This window comes from Paenibacillus lycopersici (genome assembly GCF_010119935.1).
Lineage (GTDB): Bacteria > Bacillota > Bacilli > Paenibacillales > Paenibacillaceae > Paenibacillus_Z > Paenibacillus_Z lycopersici.
The window spans coordinates 1,895,615-1,913,211 of record NZ_CP048209.1 but is presented as its reverse complement, the minus strand read 5'-3'; the positions used below and the strand labels follow the sequence as shown (position 1 = coordinate 1,913,211).

14 protein-coding genes are annotated in these 17,597 nt (G+C 42.2%); all 14 read right to left on the bottom strand.

Annotated features, from left to right (window positions below; genetic code table 11):
- Positions 1–19: 19 nt before the first annotated feature.
- Positions 20–1,999 carry an asparagine synthase-related protein gene (locus GXP70_RS08150; protein ID WP_162355991.1) on the bottom strand — a complete coding sequence of 660 codons (1,980 nt, stop codon included), beginning with the start codon at positions 1,997–1,999 and terminating at the stop codon, positions 20–22.
- Positions 1,954–3,204 (bottom strand): sulfotransferase family protein, encoded by a 1,251-nt coding sequence (locus GXP70_RS08145; RefSeq protein ID WP_162355990.1) that lies wholly within the window; start codon positions 3,202–3,204, stop codon positions 1,954–1,956. Before GXP70_RS08145 ends, GXP70_RS08150 begins: the two co-directional genes overlap by 46 nt.
- Positions 3,205–3,658: 454 nt before the next feature.
- Complete coding sequence (locus tag GXP70_RS08140; protein ID WP_162355989.1) at positions 3,659–4,885, bottom strand: glycosyltransferase family protein; 1,227 nt, start codon at positions 4,883–4,885, stop codon at positions 3,659–3,661.
- Positions 4,882–6,219 carry an oligosaccharide flippase family protein gene (locus GXP70_RS08135; RefSeq protein ID WP_162355988.1) on the bottom strand — a complete coding sequence of 446 codons (1,338 nt, stop codon included), beginning with the start codon at positions 6,217–6,219 and terminating at the stop codon, positions 4,882–4,884. The genes GXP70_RS08140 and GXP70_RS08135 overlap by 4 nt, the downstream gene beginning before the upstream one ends.
- Complete coding sequence (locus GXP70_RS08130; RefSeq protein ID WP_162355987.1) at positions 6,216–7,565, bottom strand: UDP-N-acetylglucosamine 1-carboxyvinyltransferase; 1,350 nt, start codon at positions 7,563–7,565, stop codon at positions 6,216–6,218. The genes GXP70_RS08135 and GXP70_RS08130 overlap by 4 nt, the downstream gene beginning before the upstream one ends.
- Positions 7,566–7,596: 31 nt before the next feature.
- Positions 7,597–8,475 (bottom strand): UDP-N-acetylmuramate dehydrogenase, encoded by an 879-nt coding sequence (gene murB / locus GXP70_RS08125; protein WP_225442718.1) that lies wholly within the window; start codon positions 8,473–8,475, stop codon positions 7,597–7,599.
- A gap of 151 nt (positions 8,476–8,626) precedes the next feature.
- Positions 8,627–9,568 (bottom strand): NAD-dependent epimerase/dehydratase family protein, encoded by a 942-nt coding sequence (locus tag GXP70_RS08120; protein WP_162355986.1) that lies wholly within the window; start codon positions 9,566–9,568, stop codon positions 8,627–8,629.
- Positions 9,569–9,592: 24 nt separating this feature from the next.
- A complete protein-coding gene (locus tag GXP70_RS08115) occupies positions 9,593–10,228 on the bottom strand; it encodes a sugar transferase (protein ID WP_192043471.1) in 636 nt (211 codons plus the stop codon).
- Positions 10,229–10,310: 82 nt separating this feature from the next.
- Positions 10,311–10,997: an O-antigen ligase family protein gene (locus GXP70_RS30260; protein WP_225442842.1), complete on the bottom strand. Its 687-nt coding sequence runs from the start codon at positions 10,995–10,997 to the stop codon at positions 10,311–10,313.
- Between the two features lie 590 nt (positions 10,998–11,587).
- Positions 11,588–12,778, bottom strand: a complete 1,191-nt coding sequence (locus GXP70_RS08105; protein ID WP_162355983.1) for a glycosyltransferase — start codon at positions 12,776–12,778, stop codon at positions 11,588–11,590.
- Positions 12,779–12,828: 50 nt separating this feature from the next.
- Entirely contained in the window at positions 12,829–13,917 is a 1,089-nt protein-coding gene (locus GXP70_RS08100; protein ID WP_162355982.1) for a glycosyltransferase family 4 protein, read from the bottom strand.
- Positions 13,918–13,938: 21 nt separating this feature from the next.
- Positions 13,939–14,907, bottom strand: a complete 969-nt coding sequence (locus GXP70_RS08095; RefSeq protein ID WP_162355981.1) for a GDP-mannose 4,6-dehydratase — start codon at positions 14,905–14,907, stop codon at positions 13,939–13,941.
- 2 nt (positions 14,908–14,909) lie between these two features.
- Positions 14,910–16,274: a UDP-glucose dehydrogenase family protein gene (locus GXP70_RS08090; protein ID WP_162355980.1), complete on the bottom strand. Its 1,365-nt coding sequence runs from the start codon at positions 16,272–16,274 to the stop codon at positions 14,910–14,912.
- A gap of 32 nt (positions 16,275–16,306) precedes the next feature.
- Positions 16,307–17,581, bottom strand: coding sequence for a glycosyltransferase family 4 protein (locus GXP70_RS08085; protein WP_225442841.1), 1,275 nt, complete (start codon positions 17,579–17,581; stop codon positions 16,307–16,309).
- Positions 17,582–17,597: the final 16 nt, after the last annotated feature.

Genomic DNA, 17,597 nt, shown 5'->3' with positions numbered 1-17,597 from the left:
GACATCACCTCCTTTCCACTCAAGCGTGGAACTGCTGAATAAATCGGCCGGTGACTAGACTTTGCATGATTAACCGCGTCTCCCCGTTGAAAGCCTGGTCGGCATTCGGCGCTTGGCCTACGCGATTGCAAGCCTGCCGGATCCGGGCGGCATTCAAGTAATGCGCGATGGCCGGCTGCTTGCACATGGCCAACACTTCCTCCGTCAATTCCGCCCATTGATGACGCAGCCGATGGACCCAATCCGCGCCTTGGATGCCTCTTACTTTGTGATTCAAGCGGATATCGTCCGGCAGCAGGCCTTGCATGGACCGTCTGACCAGCGCGCGGTCTTGACCGTTCCGGACGTACTGTTCCGCGGGTACGGACAAGCAGAATCGGACGACCCTGATGTCGCTTGTCGGATCCCGCTCCCACACTTTATACCGCAAGGACAGCTTCATCGCTTTGCTGCCGAACGTATTGGCAATCGCGCCGTTCTCGAAGTGGCGGATACGGGCATCCATCGCGTTCGACAGGTACGCGCCGTTCAAGTTGAGCTTGTGCGGCATAAGCCGTTCCATCATGCGCATGTCCTGCGCGAAGGCGGGAGCGATCAGCTCCGACAGCCTCGGCTTACGGCTTCGAAGGCCGAACGCCCCCGCGCCGTAAGCCCGCTTGGCGATAAGCGAAAGCAGCCTCCTCCGGCCGATGCCTCTTATGCGGCTATACGAGCGGAGCTCCTCGTATAATCCCTTCACCTTCCAATTGCGCAGCATGTAAGCATAGTATCCGATAGCGGGTCCCCAGGAGATCGAATGGTTGCCCTTCGCTCCGGTAAGCAGGATGCCCGCGCCGTCTCTGGCCGCTTGCTCGTAGACCCCTCTGATCCAGAAGGAATTCTCTACGTACTTATAAGGCGTTTCCAGAATTTCAAGCCAATCGTCGACCTCCGTCAACGAGTTGAGCCCCGCGAAATCCATGAGCTTGCTCTCGATATTCCCCAAGAACGCTACCGTAGACGCTATGTATGGCGTTTCGTTCGCCAGCATGCTTCGTCCCGTCCAGTCCTGGAAGTCCTCCACGGGCACGCTGCTGTATGTATACAGCGGCTTGCGCTGCTCCCGCAGCGCCTTCGCCGCGAAGCTGGCCACCGTTCCCGAATCCAGTCCGCCGCTTAACGTAGCCGCGATCCGATGGCGTGAACGAAGTCTTGCCCGGACCGCCAAATCCAATATATTACGGAACGCTTCCTCATATTCGCCGTCCGATTTGAAGCTTAGCTCCTGCTCCGGAATGATGCTGCCATAGGACTGGTGGCTGAACTTCCGGCCCTGAAGCGTGAATGTACAGCCGGGCGGCAGCTGACGGATACCCGCATAAGCCGTCGCCGCCAGATCGAATGAATCGTACATATCCGGAATCGCCAAGTAATCGGCAAGCCATGGCTCATGCAGTTTCTTCCGTGCGCCAGGCAAAGCCAGCAGCGGCGATATCGTTGAACAGAGCGCGAAATAATCGTCATGCTGATGATAGTAGAGCGTGCGATTGCCGAAGAGATCCCTGGCGCCGAACAATAGCCGCTGCCGCTGATCCCAGATGACGTAGGCAAAGTCGCCGGCCAGATACTTGGGCGAAGCCGTGCCCCATTGCCGGTAGGCGTGGAGGATCAGCGCGCCGTCCGTCATGGACGAGCGCTCGGAGACCGCAATGTGCAGCCGGTCGAACAGTTCCTCCCGGTTATCGAGGATGGCGTCGGCCGCCAGCAGCAATTGATAACCCTCCTCATACCGCGGCATAGGCTCATTGATGGACTCGGGCGTGATCCATTGTGCATGACAGCCAAGGAACAATGAGCGATCCTGCCAGGTTTGAACGTCGTCGGCCGGAAACTTCTCCAGGCCTCGCATGAGAATATGCCCTAACGGATAGGCATCCAGGTCCGCATCATAGCCGATTACGCCTGCCAGCGCGCTCATCGCTTCACCCCGGACGACGAAGAGATATAGTGATTCATCCATTTGCTGAGTCGTCTGCCGAACGGGACGATCGCCTTCAGCCGGGCGATCTTGCTGCGATACGCATGCAGTTCCGTTCGAAGCTGCTGCTGGGCGTTATAGCTTCCCGCCAGCCGCTGCTCCAATGTTCGAAGCGCCATCCGCAGGCGAAGCGCCTCGCTGTGCGCTTGATCCATGGCGGGCTCGCCGGCCGCCGTCGCTTCCTCCCTGATGGCAGCGTCGTCTGTCCGACATTGATACGCGTCGATCCATTGCAGCCCCGTCGCATCCACGAGCTGCTTCGTTCTCCGGTTCAGATGATCCGTATCCGGCCCATCTTCGAATTTGATGCCGGTAATCCTTTCCGCCTCATCCAGTTCCTTGCCGTACCCAAGCTCACGGAAGATTGCAGCGCCGAGCAGCCTGCAGCTATGTTCGATTTCATTCTTATCCAGCACCGTCTTCCAGCTGTCGACCGAGTCGCGATGCGCCTCCCGATGATCGGACAGGAACGGATCGCCGACCCCCATGCTGTAGTACAAATCCGATTTGCCCGTATCGGCGTAATCGCCATACCTCTCGATGCCTTCTTCGTAGGCGATGCCGATGAAAGCGCACAATCGTTCCAGCTCTTCTCTCGGCGCGTCGACAAGCCGCTCGTAATAGAGCTTATACGTCGAAGCGTGTTCGGCCGAGAAATACCGATGGTATCGGAACAGCCCGACCGTGACGTCGGTCATCTTCATATTGAACGTCTGGCTCGCCGGATCCGCGCCGATATGAAAACCGTCCGCCCCGCCCTTACTGCCGTAAACCTTCTTATAGGAAGCAATCACCGCCAAGGGATTGCGAATGAGCCAGATCCGTTTCGCCTGCGGGAACAATCGGTCGAGAAACTCCAGGATGCAATAGTATCTCGGCGATTTGTCGACCACCAGCCGGGCATCCCCGCTCCGCAGCAGCCCGTTGTAGATCTGCAAGGCAAACGCACGGCAGGCTTGCTCGTACGTCTGTTCGGGGACGATGCCGTTATAGAATCGCCGGATGATTCCCGTGCCCCCGTAAGGACGAGGAGGGGCCAGCTTCATATCCTGCAAGCCCATCAGGAACCACATCTCCTGCGTCGCGAAGACGTGAGAGTGGTTCTGGAGCATGGTCGTCACCAGCGAGCTGCCGCTTCGCGGCGTGCACAGCAGGAAGACGAGATTCGTGCCATCCGGTGATATCATCTGCTCACCCGCCTATAAAGATACGATATGTAGCAATTGTATCACAGAATTTCCGTTTTGTATCGTGTTTTTTGGAGAAGCTTATTGCTTGTTTTTCAAAGAAATAGATCGATTGGAGTGATCGACTTATATCGAATGAGGGTTTCTATAAGGGGGATTGATACCAGAAGTGCGCTACTCCATCATGTTCGTTTTTGGATTAAGGAATGAGTGGGAATCATGCTTTTGGGATGAGACAGAAAAACGTATCCCTCCTGCAACAAGGAGAGATACGCCAATAAATTTGAATCAAACACACATACAATAGCGAAGCTCCCTAACAGAGTTCGCATCCCGCGGAACAGTAACGTTGACATGATTACATGATAGTGCAGATGGGTTTACAGAAAAAGCATATGAAACACTTGCTGTGATTGGTTCAGATTGGGTACTCGCAATAGTACTTAAGGACAACTTATTCAATTTGCTTCTGACGTATTACTACGGAGTTCACCTTCTTTAGATATTGAATGAATAATCGACCGTTAATCGCTAGTAATTGAAATAAAGTTTTTATTATGCCCGATAATAATGAAAATGCATTAACTGATTTCGGTTGACTCATTATGGAATGTATGATTTTCCCAATCCTAGCCTCTGCATGCTTCACATCATAATGGTTCCCAATATATTCCGAAATTCCAGTTAAATAGCTCGATTCGAAATGATTTTGTTTAATTGAAAGAATTACTTGAGACAGTTCATCATATGATGTGGGATTGCTTAGATTTCGCCCCGTAAAATTAGTCGACTTTAATTGTTCAATATTCTCAGCTCTGCACCAGAACATTGTTCCCGATTCACTAATAACAAAGCTAACTTTAGAATAAAACATAGGTTCAACTACGCTTCGGCCTTTTCCAAAAACAATGTGCGAATTAAGAATATAGTCTTTCACGTTCGTCACATGACCTTTTATGAAAATAACAGGATGTGTGAACTTCGAGTTAATCTTTTCCGAAAATTCTCTTACCTCACTCCTTAATTCTCCGTCACCAATAATGGTAAGGTTAACATCTATGTGTTCGACTATTTTTTCAATTAAGTTTAACACTAAAAAGATAGAATTCTTTTTATCATAGTCTAAACGAGAAATCAGGAGCAATTGAACTGGTTCCGCACTAGATAATTGATAGTTGCACCCGTATATATTAGGATCTGAATCAAATGTCATTCTATTCGTAATCGTCTCTATTGATTCTTCTTTAAATCTACTTTTTAAAAGCTGCTGTTTATTTTCATCACTAAATACGATGATATTCTTTTCATTCCTCATAATTTTCGTGAAAAAATCTTGAATTTCTCCGCCGGGTATTATATAAATCACAGGAATGCGGAATAAAGAGTTAATAAGACGGGCGTAATAACATTCACCTTGAGTGACCGCTATAAATAAATCGGGCTTTTCATTTAAAACAATTTTTAGTAGAGAGATAAATAAAATGATGTTTTCCAGTGGATTCCTTTTAAAAAATGCTTGATCTATTGTAGTTACACCTAGTTTCGAGAAGTCATCTTGTGATTGTGAGTACTCGCCAACGACCACCACTTGATGTTGGAGTTTATTCACCACTTTTACATATTCAAGTGCAGATAATGCCGAGCCGCCGTGAAACCTTCTTAATTTAAATAAAATTTTCATTCGACTCCACCCTGCAGCTTTAAATTATCTTTCATTTTACCGCTTTTCTTCATGAAGGTTTCATAAATTAATTGAATATCTTCTTTAGTTACGATAAGCATATTTCTCATCGTTATGTTTTCTTTCTTCCCGTAAACGTAACTGAAAATAAGAGCGCCGCAGGTGTAACTGATGGATGACGTAATTGCCGCACCAATGATGCCGTATCGAGGAATTAAGAGAAGATTCAGGCCAATATTTATAACCAAAGGTCCAATATACACCCAGAACGCATAAAGCGGATATCCTCTCCCTGCTAAATCCGGCTGCAATATTTTCACTATTGTCATCAAAATAATCCCAGGCAGTAACAATTGCAATGCTTCAGCAGAGCCGGCAAATGCTTCTCCATAGAGTATATTAATAATCGGGTGAGCAAGTATGCCTATTACTGCGCCTAATAACAAGAGCAGCGGAATAGTCATTCTCAGCAATCGGACCGCTCTTCTTGACGCTTCCTGATCACTCTTGCTATTTGCGCTTTTGGAGAATAGTACAACACTTAAAGCAGCGGGTAATTGCCAAATCAATTCAGCCATACTTACACCAACGGAGTACAGGCCCACTGCTTTTACTGTCGATAATTTTTCAAGAAAAATGACGTCAATCCTATAGTTCAACTGAAGGATAAATAATGCCGCCGCATAACTGATTCCCTTTGTAAAAAGCTTTATGGGAATGGGATGTATATATCTAATATTAATTTTACTAATTCGCTTCAAAATAAAAATCGAATAAATTGCTGAAGCCAGAATATATAATACATTCACTAAAGTGGCGCCAATAATGCCCAAATTAAGGATCCAGACTAAAAGAACTACTGCTCCAAAGTTTACAATTACCCCTATCAATCCTGATAGATTAATACTTCCGATTTTTTGTTTGCCCTGCATTACGCCGGAAGTATATTTTACAATCAAGTTTAATGGAATTGTCAGTAACGCAAGCAGCAGCGGCGCCCAGCCAAACTTATCGCTCATTGAAAAATAATAGTATCCACCTGTTAAAGTAACAGCCAGCGTGGATGAGAAGAACCACAAGAATCCTACAGAAGAAACGATATCCTCCGTCTTATAAATACCTTTACCTATAAAAAAAGCAGTCGCTTGCCGCACTCCTAAATCAACAAAGCTGACAAGCAGGAGCGGAATAACAAATATCGCTGTAACAACGCCTTTATTTTCAGGTCCGAGCAATCGACTCAATAATGCCGAGATAACGAAGGTACCAAGTAGAAAAATAAACTTCGATATGATTGTACTGATGATCTGAATTGCAGTGCTGTTATTCTTCATTTGCTTTCACTCACTCTTTTTATGTTTGCGCCTAGGGAACCAAATAGATCAATGATATTGCCATAACCGCGCTCGATTTGATAAATATTCGTAATTTTGGTGTTCCCTTCGGCTGCCAGTGCGGCTACAGCCACTGCAGCACCGCCTCGAATATCTGTAGCAACGACATCGGAGCCTTTAAGTCGGTCTACTCCTTTAATGATCGCTATCTGACCGGCAGCACCGTTAACACAGTTGAAATTTCCCGGAACGATTTCGATATTCGCCCCCATTTTGGCTAATTGGTAGCAATATTCAAACCTGCCGTCCAGGATCGTTTCCGTTAATGTAGAAGTGCCGTCCGAGAGTAACATTAAAGCCGTATGGAGTGGTTGAATATCCGTGTGGAACCCCGGATAAGCGCTTGTGACGACATCTACAGGCTGAAGCCTTTTTGTCCACCTTACCGTTAACCCGTAAGTCGTTTCGTCAATCTGAAGTCCAGTCTTTCTCCACGTTGTTAACTCGGCTGCGAGGACCTCGCCTGATATATTATGAATGTTTACATTTCCCTTCGTAATTCCTGTCGCGGAAATAAGAGTAGCCGCAATAATGCGATCGGGCATAATATTATGTACCGTCCCACGTAGTGCAGGAACACCAATTATTTCGAGTGCGTTATTATTTACCCACCTTATTTGAGCTCCCATTTTATTCAGAAGATTTATGACGTCAATAACCTCGGGATTGCATGCTGCGTTATAAATCGTTACCTTGGTTCCATTACCGCGAACTCCTGCAAATATTGCATTGATCGTTCCGCCAAATGTCGGATAATGAAACACGATATTCGATTCCTTATTTATTCTGCTTTCATTCAATAACAGTCCCATCTCATTCTCAATCATATCGAATCCCATTGCTTTGAACGCCAATACATGAAGATCATGCTTTCTGCTTCCAATACTACACCCGCCTGGAAGAGGCAGGAACAAAGAAGAGCCCCAGAAAGCAGAAGCGCCTAGAAGCAATAGGGAGTGTCTTATTTTTCCCGCTACCAGCTCATCCAACGCCCCTCCTTTCCAACCTGATCCGCAGCAAATCAGGGAATTCTGGTGTATTTCAATTTTTGCACCGGCTTCAATCAATAGCTCGATTAGTAATCTAACGTCATTTATTTCGACTGGGACATTATGCAATACGACCTCATCCGATGATAAGCAAGCAGCTACAATGGATGGTAGTGCTGAGTTTTTGGCACCGGCCAATGAAATGTCTCCTCTTAGTGAGACACCGCCTTCAATTTCTATGTAGGGTTCAGCGGTGATTGTATCTTGTAAAGCGAGGTTTCCGAATACTTGATCCATGTTACCCACTCCTGCCTAATGTAATTTCTTTTTATACATATATGGCTTCTTCTTCCAGCAAAATATTGAATTTTATATATACTGATTCTTTAATAAAAATAATTAGCCGTCTAATATCATCTGCTGTTGCCGAACCGTCATTAATGATCCAGTTTGCATGTACGTGACTTATTTCTGCTCCACCAATTTTGTAGCCTTTCAACCCGGCTTCTTCAATTAATCTCCCTGGATGCGGGCCTTCCGGAGGACTCTTAAATGTACTCCCCACAGTGGCGACATTTATTGGAAATTTGCCTTTTCTAATATCGGCGGCCATCTTAGTCTTCTGTTGAACCAATTGAATATCATCTGCATAACGCAGATGGAATTTAACGGCTACGATAATGTCTGCCTGTCCGTGAAACCTGCTCGATCGGAAATGAAAATTCGCATCATGCACTTCCACTTCTTGCAATTCTTCGTTCTCATCAATATAAATAATGGATTTTACGATTTCCGAGGTGTCATGACCGATACATCCGGCGTTCATGACAACGGCACCTCCAATTGTTCCTGGAATACCAGCATAGAACTCGAAACCGCCAATTCCGTACTTAGCCATTAAATTCGAGAGTAGGGGTAACGCAACTCCCGCTTCAGCATAGACATGGTCTTCATTTACTTGTATTTCTTTCAAGCCTTTGCCGATATGGAGGACAACTCCATCAAAGCCTCTATCATTAACGATGATATTGGAACCATTTCCAAGAACGAATATTGGCGTATTGCTCAGCCTGCAATTCCTTTTCACTTCCACTACTTCATCAATTGAATTAGGAACGATATAATACGTGCACTGCCCGCCAACCTTCATACTCGTTAATTTATGCAATGGATAGTCGAGTTCGATCTTGGAAGCTAGAGAGAACACACTTTCACCTCAGTATTTCCAGAGTAGGCGCATTTTCGGCCATCACAATTACGAAATGTATCGCAATTAAAATTTACGATACATTTCGTAACATGTCAAGCGTGATTTATCCACTGTTTCACGAAGTAATGTAGTTTCTCTTTAGGGATCCCTACATTCTAGTCAGGATGACTTCATTCTTATATTGATTGTAAAAGGTAAAGGTTTCCTCTAATCCGTTGTATAAGTTATATCTCGGCTTCCAATTCAGCTCTTTCAATGCAGCAGAATTATCTAACCGGCTATGCTTGATGTCACCTAATCTTTCTTTTGCATAGCGGGGAATGAGTCCATTCCCAGAGATATCGCCAAGTACATTAATTAATTCGTTTATAGACGTTTGTTCATTACGGCTTATATTACAAATGACATCATTTCCGAAGTGCAATGCATTAATATTCGCTTCTGCAATATCTTTAACATAAACAAAATCCCGCGTTTGTTCGCCATCCCCATAAATAACGGGTGTTTCCCCATTTATGAATCGATTAATGAAAACTGCAACGACACCGCCTTCACCTTTCACTTCCTGACCGATGCCATACACATTGGCGTACCTCAGAATTACATAACGAATATTATATAGCTTGGAATAGAGTTCAAAATATAATTCCGGAGTGAATTTGGAGGCACCATAAAATGAAATCGGGGCAACTGGATGGTTTTCATCGACTGGCAGATATAACGGATTCCCATATGCTGCAGCTGATGACGCATAAACTATTTTTTCAACACCGGTCTTCCTAGCCGCTTCCAATAAATTCAATGTGCCTAAAATATTGACCCTTGCGTCATAAACAGGTTCCTTCAACGACAGCTGCACATCGATTTGCGCAGCATGATGGATTATCGCCGCAGGCCTCTCTTCATTGACCACATCGAACAAGTCCTCCGAAGTAATATCGACTTGATAGTGTTTAACATCGGAATGAAGCTTTTCTTTGCTGCCTGTTGAAAGATTATCAACTACAATCACATTATGATCATTCTGGATCAATGCATTTACAACATGTGAGCCGATAAATCCTGCCCCGCCGGTTACTAATACCTTCATAGTTCCCCCTCCAAAGACTCTAATTTATCTTGCGCCTTCTCCTGTAAAAACAACTTTTATTGTTTTCAACAATATTTTCATGTCTAACGCGAACGACATGTTCTGAATATAATACATATCCAAATCGAGTTTTTCTTTCACTGAAATATCATATCCGCCGTTGACTTGCGCCCAACCGGAAAGCCCTGGCTTTACAAGTAATCTCTGGATAAAGCCTGGCACTTGCTCGTTAAATTGAGCAACAAAAATAGGCCTCTCTGGTCTAGGCCCAATCAGACTCATATCACCTTTTATCACATTTATGAGCTGCGGAAGCTCATCGATTCTTGTTTTACGTATGAAGCTGCCGACTCGCGTTACTCTCGGATCGTTCACCATTGCCCATTGTGCTCCGTTTTTCTCAGCATCCACCCTCATAGAACGCAGCTTAATGACTTTAAATAGCTGACCTTTCCATCCTACTCTCTCTTGAACATAAAATACCGGCCCAGGTGACTCCACTAAGATTGCGACTACGGATATAGCGATAATCGGAATGAGTAAGGCAAAAATTATACAGGATAACACAACTTCGCTAAGCCGTTTAAATAATAAATAGTAACTTTTCTTCTGGATCACACTTGGTAACACAAATTCCAATGATGCTGACGTTTCGTTCATGAACTGTTCTTTCATCGTTATATCTCCTCCCTATCTACCATTCTTTTTTCTGTATTGTAAGTTATAAATGTCATAGCAAGCATTACACGCTTTTGTTAATCTTCTCTTTATCGTTTAACCTAATGTAAGCAAAGCATATCGCGAAGAACACGTATGTTATTTTTGAATAATAAGATACGACGGCAAAATCGCCAATAAGCTGTGCTAATAGCAAAGTCACTAATAATATTGACGTTGTATCCGATATTCTAAATAATTTTATGAAGCAATATACGTACATGCCATAATAACTGAGAAACGCAATGATTCCGCCATTCACCAGCATCTCAATGAAATTGTTATGTGAGTACGTATATCTGCCGGTGTCTTTCGCCAAGAAATACCTAAAGGAATCGTACCCATATCCTGTTAATGGTCTCTTCATAAACAGATCCCATCCCAGGCTTATCATATTCGACCTTTCGATCGTCGAGTTATCGGCTCCACCATCATTCGAAAAAAAATCGAAAAATTCAGTCATTCTTAGCATTAAGGTATCAAACATCGGGAGCTGCAATATGAAGTAGACAACTGTGCCCACGGTAACAATCAGTAAAAATGTTCTTATGATTTTCTTGGATTTATTTTTCATGAAGAGTAGATACAACAGTCCCAGAAGTAAGACCACTAAAGCTTTTCTGGACGCCGTAAAGGCGGAAAGGAGTATCAAGAAAATACATGCCGCATAGTAAATGTATTTTCTTAAATAGAACGCGTAGTAAAAGCTCATTAAAGCGCCGATTGATAGCGACATACCTAGAATATTTATTTGACTTATGTCAGAGCCAATTCGCTGTGTAACAGACCCGCTAAATAAATTAATAAAACCATATACATAAATAGTGTATATGGCTAAACCAATATAGGAATAGAAAACCATCATTAGTGATTTTTCCACTTTAACCTTATCATCCAGGTAATTATATATTAAGTAAGAAACCAGGCATAGCTGCCCTACAGCAATCACTTTACTGTATGTAATTTGACTTTCCGGTGCCCAAAAATAGGTTATTATAGCCCAGATAAATAAAAGACTAATAAACCACATGTACCTGCCGAATATTAGTCTCGATCTTTCTAAAATATAAAAAATAAATAGTCCACTCAACGTTAGTAATATAACTTCCGAAATAATAAGAGATTGCGCTTTAAAAGAAAATATATGATAGGATATCATATACATTAAGAACATAAACATCGTTAGTTTCTCTACCAAACTCCATCTGAATAAGTCTTCTCGCCTTCTTGCTAATAGCGTACTCCCACTGATTATTCGGACATTATTTAGCAATTGCATCACACCTTTTCACTTAAGGAAGTTTAATCGATTATTTCAATAAAGGCTTTTTTACATCGCTGATAATCGAATTCGTGGGCTCGCTCGAAAGCTCGTATGCTATACTCTTCGCGAGCCTTCGCATTTTCCAAAATTTCAACTACGGCTTGAGATAAAACAACTTCGCAATCCTCAATACTATTTGAATCCCAGTTTTCTTTTTCCGTTAAAGGCGGTACCAGTACTCCATAATCAGCAAATTCAATCTGATGGGCTATCCTATCTATGTTACTTTCTTGATAAAGAATTTCCCTTGGACCTGATTTACAATCCGTGCTTACGATCGGCTTTCTGCATGCCATTGCTTCCACGAGCGAATTGGGAAAGCCTTCGAATAATGATGTCATCACATAAACATCGCTTTTACTAATGAACTTAAAGGGATTCGATTGATGACCTGTTAATAATACTTCTCCCTCCAGTTTAAGCTCTTGGATTAATCCTTTGATCAGATCGTCCTGCTCTCCATCGCCAATAATAACCAATCTTGCATTCTTTATATGCTGTTTAATCAAGCTGAATGATTTTATTAGGTGCCAGAATCCTTTTTGGTGCATCTTACGCCCAACAGAAATAATAACTTTTGAATTGTTATAAAAATCTATATGTTGTGATTCGAGTTTTTCCATAGCCAGATTTGTAATTTCATTTATATCATAAGGATTATAAATAACCTTGATCTTATTGGAATCGACACCATAATCGTTCTCTAAATTTTGAGCAATGATTCTTGATACCGATACAACGCCGTGAGTCCGGTTATATAATTTACTCAGAAGAAAATCAGATATTTTCGTCATCATCGAGAGGTTTTTTTCGCTTGCTTTATAATTTCTAACCGATATGATTTTCTTATGTTTTGTATTCGATAACAGATTTATCATATTGGCCCCGTCGAGGAAGCTGATAACCGCGTCGATATTATTCTCGGCAACTATACGATTGAATTTTTTCGTCCTAGAAAATATTGCAATTATTTTTTTGAATTTCGATTTATTTGATGGTATGTTCATATCAATGATTTCACAAGCGCATTTGTACTTCATAATACTTCCGTCAAAGACAATAATAAATAAATTGTACGTATCCCCTAATATGCTTGAAAGCCTCTGGACAACTCTCTCAGCACCCCCAAATGGAAGTGCCGGGATAAACAGTGCGACATTTTTGCTCAATCTCCCGCTCCCCCTAACTTATTCGGACAGATCAACCCTAACCAATGAAATCACTTTTCCTCAGCCGCAGCCGTGGCCTTCTTAGCTGTAGATTTGTTAGATCCATTATTGTTGATGATGGACAAGAAGCGAGTTATGACAATGTCTGGACGATAGTTATCATACTCTTTAAGACAATTGGATTTGAACTCGTGTATTAAATCCGGCTTCGAAAGTATGTATTCAAGCTTGGATTGCAGATTTTCTTGACCAAGATCGAATAGCAATCCGTTTACGCCATCTTTTACAATCTCATTGTTGTATTTCCAGTTTGATGCAAGTACGGGTAAACCGGATGCAAATGCATCAAGCAACGTACCTGCAAAACCTTCGCCGTAATAATAAGTTGGAAACACCAGCATAAAGTATTTTTTCAATGTTTCGACCGAATCAGTGTATGCAACGATACCTTTATAGCTGATGTACTCATGTTTATTCATAAAGCTATCAAATCGAGCTTTATATCCCGGATCTATTTCCCCATAAATGTCCAAAGTAAACATGATTTTATTATACTTTTCATTAATGTGGCATACTGCTTCAATGGCATCTTCGATTCCCTTTTCCTTTAGAACTCGAGAAAACGTACATAACTTATATGGAATATGACTTGCATACACCAATTCATGTTCTTGAAGTTGATTTATACTTTTGAAATTAGGAAGATAGAATGTCTTCTCCACTCCAAATTTCCTTAAGTTAGAAATCATTGTATAGCTTTCAACATGAATGCTATTTAACTTTTTCACAAAATAAAGCAGTTTTCTATTTTGGTTCAAAAACTCAGGCAGCCACCCTCCGATAACTACATAATGAATCTTCCTTCTGAAAAAGAAATTCAAAAAAATAAATAACGGAACAATAACTTTTATTCCGTTATACGCTGGAAGAACAACGATATGCTTGCAGGTCATCATTACTTTGATACAATTCATCAGCAAGGCGATTGGGTTTCGCCTCCAATTATGTGTATCGATCGTGCTCACCTTGGTTCCATCTTGTTTCATCAGTTCATCAGTGATGGTTTTTGTTTTAATGGTTTGACCGTTAGCCAACTTATGACCTTTTCCGAAGTGGCCCACTACAGCTATTCTCAACATAGAAACACAGCCCCTACTTCATCATCTGATCCCCATGGTTTGGTTATTATCGCAAAACCAGTCAATAAATAATCTTAAACCATTATTGATATCGATACGCGGCTGATAGCCCAACAATGATTTTGACTTCTCAATATTAGCCCAGGTACGCGGTACATCCCCTAGCTGTTCCGGCAGCCAATTTATGATTGCTTTTTTTCCAAGCAGACTTTCAATGCTCGCAACCAGTTCCGATAATTTGGTTGGACGGTCATTCCCTAAATTAAATACTTCGTACTTCTCTGATTGATAGTAGGCAGATGCTATTATTCCATCCACAATATCTTCAACATAAGTATAATCACGGCTAGTGGAACCATCTCCGAATAAGGTGATCGGTTCATTCATTAGGATTTGTTTAGTGAATTTATGAATGGCCAGATCCGGCCGTTGTCTAGGTCCATACACTGTGAAAAACCTCAGTGCTACCACAGGGAGATTAAAACAATGGTTATAGCTTCTGCATATTGCCTCTCCGGAAGCTTTGGTCGCTCCATAAGGGGATGCCTGATTTAATATAGGGTCTAGCTCTGCGAATGGAACTTTTTCATTCAAACCATACACCGAGCTAGAGGACCCAAAAATCATTTTCGCTACATTGAACTTAACGGAAGCATCTAGAATATTAACGGTTCCATTAATATTAACATCTACATACTGGGAGGGATTTTCTAGAGAAGGCCTTACGCCTGCCTTTGCTGCGAGGTGAATAACAGTCTCAGGACGATACGTAGCGAATGCATCAAAAATCAATTGTCTATCACGAATATCCGCTTCAAGCAATCGGTAATTGGGATTCGTTATATGTTGCTTAATATGCTGCTCTTTAATTTCCCTGCTATAATAAGGATCATAATTATCAATGACCATTACTTCATGGTGCCCAGCCAACAGTTTATCAACAAGGTGGCTTCCAATGAATCCCGCTCCGCCTGTAACTAGAAATCTCATTGTTATTCGCCCCTACCAATGCCTTTATAAGAAACGCCGCATTTCAACATAAGTTCTTTATCCAACACGTTACGTCCATCAATAATCAGTTTGTTTTTCATCTGATTCGCTAGTTTTAAGTACGGTAAGTGTAAAAACTCTTCCCATTCCGTAATTAATACAACGCCATGACTATCTTCGAAGATTTCATCGGCAGACTGCGTATACACAACGTTTAAATTCGGATATTGTTTCTTGCAGTTATTCATGGCAACTGGATCAAACACCTTTACATTTGCCCCCAGTTCCAATAGCCCTCTAATAATATCGATCGAAGGCGCATCCCGTAGATCATCAGTATTCGGTTTGAACGCCAACCCCAGAACACCAATCGTCGATCCGCGAAGTACTTTAAGTTCGGACTGAAGTTTCCTTATGATACTTTCACGCTGCTTATAATTGGTCTTTATTGTTGCATGCACCAAAGGCATTTCAAAATTATACTGATTTGCCGTATACATGATGGCAGCTGTATCTTTCCCAAAGCAGCTTCCGCCCCAACCGATACCCGCATTTAAAAACCGCGATCCAATTCGGGAATCTTGGCCAATCCCTTTTGTAACTTCTTTAATATCTGCCCCCACTAATTCAGCAAGGCCTGCGAATTCATTAATAAACGAGATTTTCATGGCTAGAAAAGAATTAGCCGCATACTTGATTAATTCAGCACTTGTTGGACTTGTTGTTATAATACTCGGAAGAGGCAAGCCCTCTGGACGTTTAATTGAAATCGGTGGAATAAATGATTGCTCCAATAATGGCTTATATAGATTAAGCAAGCGATTCGTTGCAGATTGAGACTCTGTCCCTATAACGATTCGATCCGGGTAGAGCGTATCAAACAGCGCCTCGCCCTCTCTTAGAAATTCGGGGTTTGATGCTACATCGATGCTTTTTACAATATTCCGCTTCTTGAGTTCTTGCTCGATGATTGTTTTCACTCGTCTAGCCGATCCAATAGGAACCGTTGACTTATTGATGATAATCGTTTCGGAGTCTGGATTTAATCTTTCTCCAATGCTCTTTGCCACGACCTCAACATAGGTAAGATCAACATCACCATTACCTTTGTTTGGTGTTCCGACTGCGATGATAACAATATCAGCAGACGAATCGAAGTCGTTCCACGTGCTAATAAAATTCATATTATGCCTTGCTTCAGAGAGTAGTTCATTTAAACCTTTTTCATGGATTGGAACTTCCCCGTCTTTTAAACGCATAATACGATCCGCATCAATATCTAAGAGCGTAATTTCATGTCCGAGATAGGCCAAAGCGCTGCCAGTTGTTAGTCCTACATATCCGCTTCCAACGATTAGTACTCTCATATTCATCCCCTAGTCAATAAAAAAATTAAATACTATTTACTTGCCAGTAGCGCTGTGCTTTTAATTTCAGCTTTATGATTATCAACAATTTGCACTAAATAATTGGAAATTTCATCATAGATTTTCTCTGCTTTAAAATGATTATCGAACAATTTTTTTGAATTTTTCGACATTTCTTGTCGAACACTTTCATTAAGCTCTAATTCATACAAATAATTTGCTAAATCAATCTCATTTTCATAATAATGACCACATTGATTTGCTTCACAAGTTTCTTTCATTATACCTCGAACCGATAAAAGCATCGGCAAGGCGCCCGATAAGTATTCGGCAAATTTATTAGGTAAATTCATTTCATAGTTCTTACTTTGTTTATAGGGAATGATTCCAACTTTCGATATCCGCATTAATGCCTGGATTTGATTGGCATCTACCCAACCCGGAAAATATACATTGGATAATCCTTTTGCTTTTGCCTTGAGACCTTCAAGTTTTTCTCCCGTTCCACATAATACATATTTAATACGTTTGTTTTCCCTTGTTAATTCAGCAGCTTGCAACACAGTATCAAGGTCTACTGCATATCCGATTTGCCCAAAGAAGCAAGCAATAAAATCGTCGCTCGCTATCCCTTGTTGTTCAAAAAAGGAAATACCGTCCTCTAATTGTTTGTCATCATACGTTATTGTTTTGTAACCCAACGGAAATACCCGATCCCAGCTGCTTTGCAGACGATTTGCGTAATTAATTCCCCAATTTAAATATTCTGTAGTTAATCCCGTTATTGCATACGCCTGATTACAAGCCTGACTTAGTGTTCTGCGACTAAATGAAGACATGAATTTAACAATGTTTTTTAAGGGAGCCGGGAAGTAATCCGCATAAATATCCGGCCATAGATCCCGGATGTCAAGAACAACAGGTATGTTATATTCCGTACCTAATTTTGCTGCTTCATAGGCCAGGTCGATTGTAGGCATCGCGCAAAAAATAAGATCTGGTCGTGGTAGTTGTCTTGCACGTCTAGCAAACTTCTTCGCTGTATGCGTTTGATGGATAACTCGCCTTAATGAAATATTTCCTTTGTATGAAATAGAATGAATAAGTTCGAGTTTATAATTATGAGCGATGGAGATTTGCTTATCCTCTTTATGTCGGTATTGTTTTTTCGTATGATTGAATGTTGAACTCCACCAAATAACCTCGTGCCCTTTTTTAGCTAATTCTTCCGCCAACATACCCATTCTAAATAAACGATCTCCGGAATTATCACTTGGGAGAGGCTCTCCTTCTTTCAATAACCACACTTTCAACGTGACTACC

Excerpts from the sequence above, each read along its gene's own strand:
- GXP70_RS08090 (WP_162355980.1), bottom strand. The coding sequence starts at position 16,274 with ATGAGAGTACTAATCGTTGGAAGCGGATATGTAGGACTAACAACTGGC.
- GXP70_RS08100 (WP_162355982.1), bottom strand. The coding sequence starts at position 13,917 with ATGTTGAGAATAGCTGTAGTGGGCCACTTCGGAAAAGGTCATAAGTTG.
- GXP70_RS08140 (WP_162355989.1), bottom strand. The coding sequence starts at position 4,885 with ATGAAAATTTTATTTAAATTAAGAAGGTTTCACGGCGGCTCGGCATTA.
- GXP70_RS08115 (WP_192043471.1), bottom strand. The coding sequence starts at position 10,228 with ATGAACGAAACGTCAGCATCATTGGAATTTGTGTTACCAAGTGTGATC.
- GXP70_RS08120 (WP_162355986.1), bottom strand. The coding sequence starts at position 9,568 with ATGAAGGTATTAGTAACCGGCGGGGCAGGATTTATCGGCTCACATGTT.
- GXP70_RS08095 (WP_162355981.1), bottom strand. The coding sequence starts at position 14,907 with ATGAGATTTCTAGTTACAGGCGGAGCGGGATTCATTGGAAGCCACCTT.
- GXP70_RS30260 (WP_225442842.1), bottom strand. The coding sequence starts at position 10,997 with ATGAGCTTTTACTACGCGTTCTATTTAAGAAAATACATTTACTATGCG.
- GXP70_RS08150 (WP_162355991.1), bottom strand. The coding sequence starts at position 1,999 with ATGGATGAATCACTATATCTCTTCGTCGTCCGGGGTGAAGCGATGAGC.
- GXP70_RS08145 (WP_162355990.1), bottom strand. The coding sequence starts at position 3,204 with ATGATATCACCGGATGGCACGAATCTCGTCTTCCTGCTGTGCACGCCG.
- GXP70_RS08135 (WP_162355988.1), bottom strand. The coding sequence starts at position 6,219 with ATGAAGAATAACAGCACTGCAATTCAGATCATCAGTACAATCATATCG.
- GXP70_RS08130 (WP_162355987.1), bottom strand. The coding sequence starts at position 7,565 with ATGGATCAAGTATTCGGAAACCTCGCTTTACAAGATACAATCACCGCT.